General features: G+C 36.3%; 15 protein-coding genes and 1 pseudogene. 12 read left to right on the plus strand and 4 right to left on the minus strand.

Translation table 11 applies throughout. The features are described 5' to 3' along the window. Nucleotides 1-30 precede the first annotated feature (30 nt). From MS6x_RS01590 to MS6x_RS01615, 6 genes are read left to right on the plus strand one after another with little or no spacing between them, the layout of a single operon-like run. Nucleotides 31-648 (plus strand): hypothetical protein, encoded by a 618-nt coding sequence (locus tag MS6x_RS01590; protein WP_482605033.1) that lies wholly within the window; start codon nucleotides 31-33, stop codon nucleotides 646-648. Nucleotides 649-657: 9 nt separating this feature from the next. Then, on the plus strand, nucleotides 658-1281 hold the full coding sequence (locus tag MS6x_RS01595; protein WP_482605034.1) for a hypothetical protein: 624 nt from the start codon (nucleotides 658-660) through the stop codon (nucleotides 1279-1281). After that, nucleotides 1248-1664: a conjugative transposon protein TraM gene (gene traM / locus MS6x_RS01600; protein WP_482605035.1), complete on the plus strand. Its 417-nt coding sequence runs from the start codon at nucleotides 1248-1250 to the stop codon at nucleotides 1662-1664. Before MS6x_RS01595 ends, traM begins: the two co-directional genes overlap by 34 nt. 4 nt (nucleotides 1665-1668) lie before the next feature. Further along, a complete protein-coding gene (locus MS6x_RS01605) occupies nucleotides 1669-2637 on the plus strand; it encodes a DUF4138 domain-containing protein (protein ID WP_482605036.1) in 969 nt (322 codons plus the stop codon). A gap of 3 nt (nucleotides 2638-2640) precedes the next feature. Continuing rightward, entirely contained in the window at nucleotides 2641-3180 is a 540-nt protein-coding gene (locus tag MS6x_RS01610) for a conjugal transfer protein TraO (protein ID WP_482605037.1), read from the plus strand. Nucleotides 3181-3191: 11 nt separating this feature from the next. Next, entirely contained in the window at nucleotides 3192-6230 is a 3039-nt protein-coding gene (locus MS6x_RS01615) for a hypothetical protein (protein ID WP_482605038.1), read from the plus strand. An 18-nt stretch (nucleotides 6231-6248) separates the two neighbouring features. Here MS6x_RS01615 and MS6x_RS01620 read toward each other — a convergent pair whose 3' ends face one another. The 4 genes from MS6x_RS01620 to MS6x_RS01635 form a co-directional block, all read right to left on the minus strand. Next, nucleotides 6249-6752, minus strand: a complete 504-nt coding sequence (locus MS6x_RS01620; protein ID WP_482605039.1) for a hypothetical protein — start codon at nucleotides 6750-6752, stop codon at nucleotides 6249-6251. A 421-nt stretch (nucleotides 6753-7173) separates the two neighbouring features. Further along, on the minus strand, nucleotides 7174-7434 hold the full coding sequence (locus MS6x_RS01625) for a hypothetical protein (protein ID WP_482605040.1): 261 nt from the start codon (nucleotides 7432-7434) through the stop codon (nucleotides 7174-7176). A 3-nt stretch (nucleotides 7435-7437) separates the two neighbouring features. After that, on the minus strand, nucleotides 7438-7707 hold the full coding sequence (locus tag MS6x_RS01630) for a helix-turn-helix domain-containing protein (protein WP_482605041.1): 270 nt from the start codon (nucleotides 7705-7707) through the stop codon (nucleotides 7438-7440). A 129-nt stretch (nucleotides 7708-7836) separates the two neighbouring features. After that, nucleotides 7837-9048: a tyrosine-type recombinase/integrase gene (locus tag MS6x_RS01635; RefSeq protein ID WP_482605042.1), complete on the minus strand. Its 1212-nt coding sequence runs from the start codon at nucleotides 9046-9048 to the stop codon at nucleotides 7837-7839. 258 nt (nucleotides 9049-9306) lie between these two features. Between MS6x_RS01635 and MS6x_RS01640 the strand changes: the two genes are divergently transcribed. The 6 genes and pseudogenes from MS6x_RS01640 (at nucleotide 9307) to MS6x_RS01665 (ending at nucleotide 12607) form a co-directional block, all read left to right on the plus strand. Next, complete coding sequence (locus MS6x_RS01640) at nucleotides 9307-9552, plus strand: GIY-YIG nuclease family protein (protein WP_482605043.1); 246 nt, start codon at nucleotides 9307-9309, stop codon at nucleotides 9550-9552. A 101-nt stretch (nucleotides 9553-9653) separates the two neighbouring features. Further along, a pseudogene (locus MS6x_RS01645) lies at nucleotides 9654-9899 on the plus strand (GIY-YIG nuclease family protein). Nucleotides 9900-10000: 101 nt separating this feature from the next. Next, nucleotides 10001-10339: a GIY-YIG nuclease family protein gene (locus MS6x_RS01650; RefSeq protein WP_482605044.1), complete on the plus strand. Its 339-nt coding sequence runs from the start codon at nucleotides 10001-10003 to the stop codon at nucleotides 10337-10339. Between the two features lie 258 nt (nucleotides 10340-10597). Then, the gene (locus MS6x_RS01655; protein ID WP_482605045.1) at nucleotides 10598-11434 is read left to right on the plus strand and encodes a universal stress protein; all 837 of its coding nucleotides are present in this window, start codon (nucleotides 10598-10600) and stop codon (nucleotides 11432-11434) included. Between the two features lie 673 nt (nucleotides 11435-12107). Further along, nucleotides 12108-12392, plus strand: a complete 285-nt coding sequence (locus tag MS6x_RS01660; RefSeq protein ID WP_482605046.1) for a GNAT family N-acetyltransferase — start codon at nucleotides 12108-12110, stop codon at nucleotides 12390-12392. A 2-nt stretch (nucleotides 12393-12394) separates the two neighbouring features. Beyond that, complete coding sequence (locus MS6x_RS01665; protein WP_482605047.1) at nucleotides 12395-12607, plus strand: (4Fe-4S)-binding protein; 213 nt, start codon at nucleotides 12395-12397, stop codon at nucleotides 12605-12607. Nucleotides 12608-12830: the final 223 nt, after the last annotated feature.

Genomic DNA, 12830 nt, shown 5'->3' on the forward strand with positions numbered 1-12830 from the left:
AATGGAATTTCAACGAATACCAAAATACAAATGGACGACAATTATATGATTTTCAACGATTTAACAAAGATTCGGAGCAATAGTTACAGAGTTCTGTATGTATCTTTAGTACTAACGTTCGTATTGACAACCCTCAATATCTTTTATACCTACAGAACGAACGAGAGTGCCAAAAATAAATTTTACCTACTCGACAAAGGCCAAAAGTTGGCCGCTACCAGAATAACGGACCAAAAGCGGGCGGTAGACATTTTATGTGAGGGCCATATTGCAAATTTCCATGAACTCTTTTTTGCCTTGGAGCCTGATTTGCGCCATATCAAAAGAAGTATAGAAGGCAAAGCACTTTATATGGGAGATCACTCGATACAACGGTTATATAATCGCTTGATCGACCAGAACTATTATGAGGATATCGCTAAAAGTGGTTACTCCATTGAAGTTGAAACCGATTCGATTTATGTGGACTATTCACGTTATCCGTTTCCGTTTAGGTTCATTGGTAAACAACGTATTCTAAAAGATGGTAACGCGGAATATCGAACGCTGATAACGCAAGGGTATTTAGAAGAGACAACGTCGACACTTAACAACCTGAACGGCTTAAAAATTTTGAGGTTCGACGTTTTAAATAATAGAGACTTATAAAACCTACCTATGAAAAGTCTAAAGGAGAAGTTTAATTTATGGATAAAACGGCATTCGCTTTTTGCTGCCTTTGCTCCCATTATTGTGGGGCTATTGATATATTTCGTTAGTAACAACTTTAACGGAAAGGAGGGTGGGAATACAGACGCTTCTACAACCGGTCAATACAATAATACGCTTCCTAATCAAAAAAAGGAACTACAAGTGGAGGCACCCAAGGATATCTTTAAAAAATTACAGCAAGATTCTCTAATGGCCCGTAATGAAAAAGGTATTTTCAAAAGTATGCTCGACACTAAAAAAGAGAACGATTCTTTAGAACGAGTATTAGAGGAGTTGAATAATTTTTCATTGGATACCACTACTACAACTGCTTTAAATAGTGCGCAAGTCTATAGCACAAAGAATAGCGCTAAGACGGAAAATGTCTCTAAAACCTCCATAGCGCAGGAAAAACTTGCGTACAGAAACTTATTAATGCAAGCACGGGACGAAAGGCTTTCAAGAAGTCAGGATTACTCGGCACCATATGAGGAAGATATCGATGAGGTTCCAGCCATCAAAAAAATATTAAAGCCACAATTTATCGTGACCAGTTCGTGTTACCCGGTGATCGGGTCACACTACTACTAAACGAGGAAGTTTACTTGAACGGCTACCATTTTCCTAAAAATACGTTTGTCTACGCAACGGCCAATATACAGGCATCACGGCTACTATTAGAGGTCCAAAATATTAAAAGTGAAAAAATGAGTTTAACAGCTGTGGATCGGGAAGACGGGATGTTAGGCCTTTATAACAATAGAGCCGGTGAGCTACTTCAGGAATTTAACGCAACGATAGAGCAGCAAAGTGTAAACGAACTTTCGCAATATGTAGGAGAAACTACGGGCCTACCCTTGGCAAGGAACCTGATACGGTCTTTTGGAAACTTTTTCACTAAGAAAAAATATAGACAAAGAGATAAGATTTTACTGGTAAACGGTGACCAATTATATCTCGTGGAAAAAAACTAAATAGATGAAAACGAATTTTTTTTTTATAATCTCTCTCTTGCTAACTGGAAAATCGGTCGCACAGGTATGGACCGATACTATTCAGATTTCCAAGCATTACAAGACTATCGTCATTTTTCCCGAAAACATTTCTGAAAGTAGCATAGGAAATGATTTTGGGTTTATCGTGGACCTTCCCAAATCGGAAAACGGAAAATATAGTGGTCGAATTTCAAAATTATATTATGATGAATTAGCCACGGAGAAAGAGAACACAACAAATTATTTAGTAATAACCCAGTCAGGAAATGTTTATGATTTCCTTATTGAACTGGTTGAAATCCCTGTTAAGACCACATATTATATAAAGCCGAATATGGCAGTTGCCAACATTGACAGTTCATCAATAAACCAGATAGAAATACCGATGACGAATCCAAATCTTGGCGATTTCGTTGGATTAACAGATAACAAAATAACTCCCGATGCGGTTAGCTCCCTAGAAACGATTCAAGACAACTCGGTTGACAGAGCAACGGCAGAACTTTATAAGCAAGACCCTTTGGAATATTACCGCCTTCGATGCTATTATATGCAATTCGACAAGGCAAAAATCAGTCGTTATTTTTCAAGATTAGACAACGTCTTCTTATGGTTAAAAGGAGTCTACTATAACGAAAACGAACTCTATTTTCAGTATCGTATCGAGAACAAAGAAGGTTTGGACTTGGATATCAATTTCATAAAACATCAAATAGGGACCAATTACAAAAACAGCAGTAGCAATCAAAAGATATTGCTAGAACCCGTTTTTGTGTACAAACAACCAAAAACGGTCTCCCGAAAAAGCGAGAACCATTTTGTGCTTGTATTTAAAAAATTCGCTTTGGACGAAAAAAAGGAGGTCGTGGTTGTTTTGGACGAAGCGTCCGGTAATAGAAATCTTTCCCTGAGCATAGGTCATGAAATTATTAACAACCCTATACAATTCTAAGCAATGAACAAAATCATACTCTTAATAGCACTTTTAGTTATGCCTTTTGGCTATTGCCAAGGTGGTAATTATGCCTCTTCCTTAGGCATAAGCGGCGGATATGCAGAAGATGGATTTGGCGTCATGGGTACTTATAATTATCATCTAAACCGTAATCACTACGCACAATTAAGTGTATTTGCAGCCATTGCAGAAGACAAGGGCGCTTTCAATATTCCTTACAACATTTTTACAGTTCAGCCCGGATATTTCATAAGGGTTTGGGAACAAAAGAATTTTAAAAAATTCGCGCTTAACCTCGGAGGTGGTACAATTTTCGGCTATGAGGTCATTAATAACGGAAATAGTGTGTTGGAGACCGGTGCCGTAATCAATGCCAAAAGCCAGTTCATTTATGGTGCATTCATAGGACTTGAAGGTGAAATAACCCTTAGCAACGACTTTTCCCTTTTGTTAAAAGCAAACGAGTATTACCATATAAATTCTGATGTTGGCCAATTTTATCCTTATGCAGGGATTGGTCTTAGATATTTTCTTTTCTAAAGCATATAAACATGAAAAAAATAACTCCTTTGACCAAATATTCATTTTTTTTCGTCCTAGTATCCTTCATTCTAATACTTGCCTGTAGTAAGGATTTTGAAGATGTGATTCTGGATGATTTCGATTTTAGTTTTACAGGTGAAAATGAAGAAGAGAGCTTTTTATTTGAAAGCACGCGAACTTCTTTTTCTTTGGTTCCTGATAAGGAAATTACCACCGTAAACTATTTTGTGAAATATGCGACTACCAATAATAAGGGATATTTTTTGACCATGAAGGGCGATACCATTCACGCAAATGATACTTTGAACATAACTGACCGTAATTGGAACTATAATTATGTGGCTATAGATACAGGATCACATAAAGTGAAGTTTTTGGCATGGGACTCCAATAAAAATCAGAAAGAGTTGGCGCTAACCTACAATGCTAAATATGCCAGTTTTAGCTTTTTGCTCAACAAAGGGGTAAACGATTTTATTGTCAACTCCAAAAACCCTGTAAGTGCAACATTGCTTAGGGACAAAGAAACCGAAGACCCTAATAATAAAGGGGATTTTGAAGTTACGTATCAAATAGAAAACGGAACAGGTAAGTTGTATTTGGACAATGAAATATTCGATGCCGGAAAACCGTTTTTCCTTCCCAAAGGTATCTCCGAACTATCGTATCTGCCCGAAACATTGGGGGAGCATAAACTTACTGTAACGGCAAAAGCCCCCGATGGCGCAACCTTGACAGAAGAACTACTTCTAAATGTCCTGAATCTAGGTTTTATCATCAACGCGACTGCCTCATCTACACAGGTAGAACTCGATACCAATTTGGCCATTGCCATTGACCTAACTACCCAGGACGAAGAATCGGAAGTGGAATATGAAATAACCCATTCATTTGCCAACACGAGCAATGGCGGAGGAAAGGTTCGAGACCATAACGGAGGCGTGATGGATCCCGGTCAATATAGAACAATTGTACCCAACTCGTACAACTATACCTTTACGAGTACCGAATTAGGTAAAAGAAAAATATATTTCGATATCAGGGACTCCAACGGACAAATAAAAAGGGATAGTGTGGAAATCGAGGTAGCGAACATACCTTTTACTTTTTCTGGAAATTCTGAGAGTAATTCTGTTTTTGTCAACGAACGATCACAATTCAATTTTAATATAAAATCAAACGGCAATACGGAAAACATCGAATACAATCTTACCTATGAGATATTGGAAGGCAATGGAAGGGTTACCGGAATTAATGGAAATAATATTCAAAATTCAACCGATTATCCCGTTGATCTAGGCAATTTTTCGATGTTCTACTATCCCGAAAGTTTAGGCTCCCATCAAGTTTCATTCATCGTAACCGATAATTATGGACAGGAAGTAGGTCCAGTAATCATTGACTTAGAAACCAAACAGAACGATTTTCAGGTAAACATTACTCCATCGAAAACCTCCGAATTCGCCAATATTCCAGTAAACGTGATTATAGATATCGACGAAATTCCCGATGGTGCGAATGGTACTTACGAGGCTTTCTATTCCTCCGGAAGAAATAGCGCAATGAGGGTAAATGGCACGGAATACGGCCCTGGGGAAAAATTCCAATTAAGACCGAATAGCAACAATGTTGTTTACACAGGAACAGAAACAGGCCAGCACGATATTGTGCTGAGCGTCGAATCCGATGCAGGTGTAACCCATACGGCCAACACTTCGATTACGTATAATCAGGTAGATTTTCTGTTTACGGCAGGAAGCCAAAAATCGGATATTTCAGTAGGCGAAATCACTTCCTTGAACTTCAATATTTCCGAGAGTATAGGATCTTCAGATTATACGATGCGCTATAGTTTGAACGGGAATGCCCTAATAAAGAATGAAAACGGCATCGAAGTAAGCGCGGGAAATATTTATGACGTTCCCAAAGGAAACTTTAACTGGAGCTTGGAGGGTACTGATGAGAGCAACATCAATTTGACATTCTACGTCGTGAATGATACAGGTCTTGAAAAAACGGTTATTGTTCCAATCGTAGTGAGTCCAAAGGAGTATAATTTTACGGCTAGCTCAACATTGTCCCAAGCATTCACCGACGAGGAGGTAACACTTAACTTCAATATATCGGAATTAGGTATTGGTGGGGACACCTATGAAATGTATTATGCATCTGGAAATAATATAGGAAATTTTGAATATCTTGGAACTAGTTACGCAGCAGGGGAAAGTATTCCTGTTCCAATTGGTTCGTTTCAAGCAAAATATATCGGAACAACAGAATCTGACCATAGTATCGAATTTACCGTTCGATCCTCTTCCAATATTGAAAAGACCGGTATTGTTACAATTGAATATAACAGATACGTGGAGTTTTTTGATTTGACCGTAAGTCAGGCAGCAATTGATAAATATGAAGGTACTCCTTTTCCCTTTAACTTCGTAACTAATGCTACTAGTGGACATAATAATGAGATTTCATACGAGCTATCCTTTACGTTTGATGAAGGAGGTGCTGGGTATATTGTTTATGATAATGGAATCTACAGGGAGGGGGAAATAATTCCTATGGACTATGGTTCTACGTTCATGGTGTTTCATCCAAGAACCGATGAATCATTTTCGATTAATTTTCGAGTGGAAAACTCTACAGGAATTTCTCAGGCCGCTAGTGAATCTGTAATAATGTTTAAAATACCAAAGATAGCTGCAAAAGGAGAAAAACATAATGTGAGTTGCGGAGGTCTGAATGGATGTGATTATCAAATAAGATTATATACCTGTTTTGACACCAATTGTTCAGAAGCTTATAACGGTGCTACTTTACAACAGGTGGAAATCCGAATTTACAACCGATTCGACCGCAGATGGGATACTAAAATTTTCAATTATGACGATGCACAGGGTCCTGGATTTAATCGATATTTTCTAATTGAAGAAGAGCCAAGCGAGGGTACCCTAAGATATCAGGACCAACCTTATGAAGTAAGAGTAATGGACACAAATGGTCAATGGAGTGAAATAGCTACTGGTAATATCATTAGGGTATGATTAAGAAAGACAGAACATTCAATTTTTCCCATAAATTATTGTGACGATGACATTTTCCTCCCCAAGACTCTTATTTGTTTCAATGACAAGTTGAGACTTTGTCATTTCAATGATTCGCATGTCGTTTCTTGTTTCAAACCGAATAATATGATTATCGACCAGTTGATAATTATCACTTTCGATTGTTGAGAAAGGGTCGTTTTCATCACAGGCCAAACCGTTTTCATTAATTGAGTAGTCTCCCTCGCCAGCTATTCCCATTTCAGTAAAAAAGGTAAGGTTATCTTTGATACATTGCCTTATCTCTTGAGTATTGAAAAGATCTATATTTACCGTTCCATCTCCATTGATATCAACGGCTTTGTCTGTCATGATAGATTCATATTTCCATTGTCCCAATAGCGCTTTGCTTCTATCAGATACTGCTATCCCATCATCCGAACTACAACACATCAGTAATATTGAAAAGGTAAAGAGTCCTAAAGGGAAAATCTTAATTGTTAAAAGCCTGAATTGTATCATATATCTTTAAAGATAGAGAAAATATATAAACGACTAAGCTATAGAGAAAAAGAGATAAATATGCACTAGTAATTTTGGTAAACACCTACTTTTTAAAATTTTAAATATACTGGAATGGAAATACTGGTTAAATTAACAATCAAATAGACAGAAGTAATCTAGGATCTACTTAGCTCTTTCTCAACCTTGAGATTAATTAAAATATAATACTGGGATAGGATTAAAACGGAATGATATAAAATTACAGGGGTGCGATAATTAAGAGTTTGCCAAATAATGTATTTTACATTAGTACTACCAATACGTACTAACTAAAAACATATAAATCGAGAAAAAACTAATTACTAAATAAAGCGATGTGTAATAACAATAATGAAAAAGTATTATATCTGAAAAAAAATGTTCGTATTGGACTCTTGTTCTAAATAGACAACTCAAATCCTCCTTTTTCACCTGTATTTTGACTGTTTTTCAAATTGTTAAGTTTATTTTCAGCAATATCATGTCGAACTGCAATTTCTTTATTGAACTCAATCATTCCTGAATGCATTGCTACCATTCGGCTATTCCTTGAATCTACTACTTCAAACATTGGCGACTTCAAGTTCAATTCCTTAGCTAATTCATAGCCAAGATTGAATGCCTCCAAATATTCATTGTCAGTTTTCGTTTGTGCGCTCATAATTTAAAAAGTTTCGCGTGCATGTTTTTCGATATATTCATTAATCGAATCACGATCATAAATAATTATTTTTTTCTGAGGCTGTGAAAACCTGATTTTTCCACCATCCCTCAATTTTTGTAAAGTAGTTGTGGACTTTATTTTTAGTAGGCCCATTGCCTCATCCCCATCAATCCATTTGGCGGGTTTATCCTTTCGCTTAGTTTCCATATGCTCAATTACCTTATCAAATAAGGCATAAAAAGCTTCTTCTTGTAGACAGACTACTTGCATTGAATTATTTTTTAATCAGCTAGTTCGATTAATACTGAGTAATCAATAATATAATTTAATAATTTTTCAAAGTCTATTCGCCAAAAACAGTTTATAAGTCAATATATTAGTTAAAACCACCTAACCATTTCAAAAATTCACAACTTTTTCCAAAGCATCGTCAGTTTCCTTATGCATAAAATTAGATTGATAATTAACAGTTGTTGTAATTGAGGAATGTCGATATAGTTTTTGAAGCATTTGTATAGGGATTTTGTCCCCCGATATATTGCCAAAGGTATGGCGGGCAATATGCATGCTAAGTTTCTTGTCGATACCCAATTTTTCGGCTACAATTTCCAATCGCCGGTTTAGGTTTCTTGTTATGGTTTTTATCCGAATGGTCAAATGTCTTTTATCCCTTAAATTAGTCCCCTTCAAATAAGGGAAAACCAAATCATCCTTACCATTTTTGTTAGATGCATAATAATTCAATATTAATTCTACTTTCTCAGGATTAGCCAAAGAAACAAGTTTTTTGTTTTTACCCATTCGATAGTAAAGTCGATTATCGATAAAGTCGGACCATTTGAGTTGAAGTACATCCGAGACTCGAATACCTGCATAATAGAAACTTGTTAACCATGCATTAACCGCATGTTGTTGAGCGAGGGTTAAGTCATCAGCCGTTTCAAGCAATTGAACCTCTTCCATATTCAACCCAATTTTTTCAGATTCGGGAAACTTAATCTGGATTTTACCTTTACCAAATGGATAGTTTCTGTCATCTATCTGATATTCTTTTCGGGCAAAATTATATATAGTTCGAATAAGCATAAGGTAATTCATGGCTGTTCTTGGAGCTACATTTCTTTCATATAAAAGATATGCCTCAAAACTCTTCAGTAAGGTGACGTCCAAATCGGTAAAAGAAAGTTCTTTTCTTCCGAGAAATGATTTGAAAATATCCAATCTTTTTTCCTGATTGTAATGTTGATTGAACTTTTTTCTTTTGAGAAGATTTGAAAGAAATACTTCGCTCGCTTTGAAAAAATCATATTGATCCTCTCCAACAATTTTTCTTACTATGGTTGAAACGGTTTGTTTCTTTTCCTCAGCTTCGACCATCAAAGCCATATCATGAGCCTCGGTAACCTTCTTTAATAACATGTTATTAAGTCTTGAAGAAGTAGGATGGCTCTTTTTTGCCAAACCTTTAATCTCGTCCCAATCTTTTTCTAGAATGTACTCTCCAGTAAATAAAAATTTTGACTTTCTATCTTTGGTTAATCTCAAAACAATTGGATATGTTCCGTCCTTCTTCTGATAATTTTTTCTCAATACAATCTTAACAGTTGCCATATCCTTTTGATTTCATACATAAATATACAAAATCTATGTACAACATATGTACAACATTTTGTGTATTTTTATGTTATTTGATGGTTTTTACTCTTATATCATAAAACATAAATAACTCATAAACAGTTGATTATTAAACCATTTAAGACCATAAAGGCACAAATGTCTCAGGATTCATAACCCGGAGGTCGGGGGATCGTGCCCCCCTCTCGCTACAGTTAAAAGCTCTCTCAACGGGAGCTTTTTTTATAGAAACCAATGCCGGAATTTGTTGTCTACATACTGTATTCCAAAAAATACGATAAGTTCTACAAAGGCTATACTACCTCTTTAATTGAACGATTTAAATCCCACAACAAACTAGCTCGTAAAGGTTATACCGCTAAGTATAGACCATGGGAAGTGGTACATGTGGAATTCTACGAAACGAAATTCGAGGCAATGAAAAGAGAAAAGTTTCTTAAATCGGGAGCTGGAAGATGTTGGATTCGCGAAAAGTTCTAAAATAGGGAGGATTCATATCCGCCGGAGGCGGACGGGGGATCGTGCCCCCCTCTCGCTACAGTTAAAAGCTCTCTCAACGGGAGCTTTTTTTATAGAAACCAATGCCGGAATTTGTTGTCTATATACTGTATTCCAAAAAATACGATAAGTTCTACAAAGGCTATACTACATCTTTAATTGAACGATTTAAATCCCACAACAAACTAGCTCGTTAAGGTTATACCGCTAAGTATAGACCATGGGAAGTGGTACATGTGGAATTCTACGAAACGAAATTCGAGGCAATGAAAAGAGAAAAGTTTCTTAAATCAGGAGCTGGAAGATGTTGGATTCGCGAAAAGTTCTAAAATAGGGAGGATTCATATCCGCCGGGGGCGGACGGGGGATTGTGCCCCCCTCTCGCTACAGTTAAAAGCTCTCTCAACGGGAGCTTTTTTTATAGAAACCAATGCCGGAATTTGTTGTCTACATACTGTATTCCAAAAAATACAATAAGTTCTACAAAGGCTATACTACCTCTTTAATTGAACGATTTAAATCCCACAACAAACTAGCTCGTAAAGGTTATACCGCTACGTATAGACCATGGGAAGTGGTACATGTGGAATTCTACGAAACGAAATTCGAGGCAATGAAAAGAGAAAAGTTTCTTAAACACCCACATAAGAACAGAACAGAAAACTCTAAAAAAGATATTTATAAACGGTTAAGCACACTTGATATGTGGCACAGAAATTTGATTTCAAAGCCAAGGTTATTGATGCTTTTCAAGAAAAACTTAAGATAGACCTATACGCCATTGTAGATTACAAGCACAACCTTTTTAAAATAGTGATAAACGAAAGCATTGGTTAACATTTGAGTATGTATTCTGAACTTCCTTTTTTAATACTACCTTCACATGCCTGATAATTGTCATCGGCAATTAGAAAACCATAGTATATATTTATCTAACTAAATCCGAAAAAAGAATATGTTGAACAAAGGAAAGCCCACGTTTATTAATAGGTTTTGATAACTTACTACCACATAAAATACTGATACAATGCAAAACATTCTTGTTCCAACGGACTTTTCCAAAAACGCTTTCCACGCGCTCAACTACGCAACAGAACTTTTAAAAAATGAAGAATGTAGTTTCTTTCTTTTACATGTATTCACCGAAAAGAAAGGTTTCAAAAGCAAACGAATAAAAGATGATGGTAAAAAGAATTCAACGAAAATTGAAGAAGATTCAAAGGTCCGTTTGAACCATATCATACTTAAAATCAAAAAGCAACAAAATAACCAAAAACATACCTATCAATTAATTTCCGAAAGGAACGGATTGATGCGGGTTATAAATTCACTCACCGAAGAACTTAGTATAGATTTGATCGTAATGGGTATCAAGGGCAAAAAGAGTAGTATCCCTGTTTTTTTTGAAAATAATATTATCGAAGCATCCCAAACTGTGAAAAAATGTCCAGTACTAACAGTTCCAAAAAATACGGGATTTTCAATACCAAAAGAAATTGCGTTCATTACAGATTTAAAAAAAACCTTTGATGCAGAAGCCTTAAATCCGTTATTATATATGGCAGGGCTTTATGGAGCTGCTATCAGAATAGTGCATATAGATGACGAGGAGGAGTTAGATAGATTCCAACGATCCAATTTAGATGCCCTCTTGGGCTGTTTTAACACCGTAGAACATTCCTTTCAGCAGATACCTAATTTTATCAGCAAAACAAAAATCATAGAAGTATTTCTAGCGCATACGGGCAGCGATATACTAGCAATGGCATACAATGAGCATGGTCTTTTAGAAAAAATGTTGCGCGAACCCGTAATAGAGAAGATGATAATTAATATCAATATCCCTTTTCTGGTTATTCCTTAAACTTCTCACTAATTATAAGAGTATCAGTTCATCTGTGAATCTTCGCATTTCTTCATTGGTAACGCATATTGACTTTAACCTGTGAACCATAATTTTCAACTCTCAACCTTTTAAGACGAAAATCGGAACTTACTGTATTCCAATACATAGGATAAGTGCTACAAAGGCGATACCACCACCTTGTCGAAAGAAAAATTCAACTTCTAGAGCAAACTAGTTACTTAAGGTTATACCGTGAAGTATAGACCGTGGGAGGTGATACATGAAGAATCTAACGCACAAAATTTGAGGTAATTAAAAGAGAAGACTTTCCTAAATCGGGAGCAAGGAGACGATGAATTTATGAAAAGTTCCAAGAATTAGGAGAATCCCTATTCGCAAGAGGCGGATGGGGGATTGTACCCCGCTCCCACTGCAGATAACAGCACTTGGAAACAAGGGTATTTTTTTTCTACGACACATGACCTTATTCACAGAATAGGCGCTCTATATGGTCGAATTTAGTATAACGTAATTATTGAAGTAAACAATCTGTAATTTCATTATTTTTAGAGAAGGATAAATACAGCCAATAATTAACGAAGGAAATTGGAAAAAATTCTACTAGACCCTAATCAATAAGAGCTAGAAGGTCTTTAGAGTTTTCTGGTGTTACATAAAGTTCTAATTACCTATGGAAATACTACTAAAAGAAGAAGAGAACAAAGGCTATGCCATGGCACAGGAGAATAATTTAAAAGTCGGAACGATGACCTACTCCATTGCCGGAACTAAAATGATTATCATAGACCACACCGAGGTTGAACCCACCTACAAGGGTAAAGGCGTAGGCAAACAAATGTTATATAAAATAGTAGAAATGGCACGTGAAAAGCATATTAAGATTTTACCGCTATGTCCGTTTGCGAATTCTATGTTCAGAAAATTAAACGATATCAAAGATGTATTAAAATCATAACTATGGACCCAATTAAAGAGTATCAAAAAGACAACTTAACGGTAATATGGTCACCCAAAAAGTGCATTCATGCTGGCGTTTGCGTGAAAACATTACCAAAGGTATACGACCCAAAGGCCAAACCTTGGATTACTCCTGAAAACGCCTCGGTGAAGGCTTTAATAAAACAAATCGATGCTTGCCCGTCAGGTGCTTTGAGCTATAGAGAATCATAATCAAAGCCTATGCAACACCACATACTCGTTAATATTTGTGCCATTTTTGGAGTAGCCACCGCGGTAATCATCATCTGCAAATTTTTAAAAATCAGATATATCACCGAGTAATAAATAACGGGAGTTTTATAAAGTACAAATACATCCGGATATTTTGCTGATATGGAAGAGGTGGATGTCTATGCCGAAATTGGCACCATCCTACTAGTTTTACCGTAACAGA

The organism is Maribacter sp. MS6 (assembly GCF_056839185.1).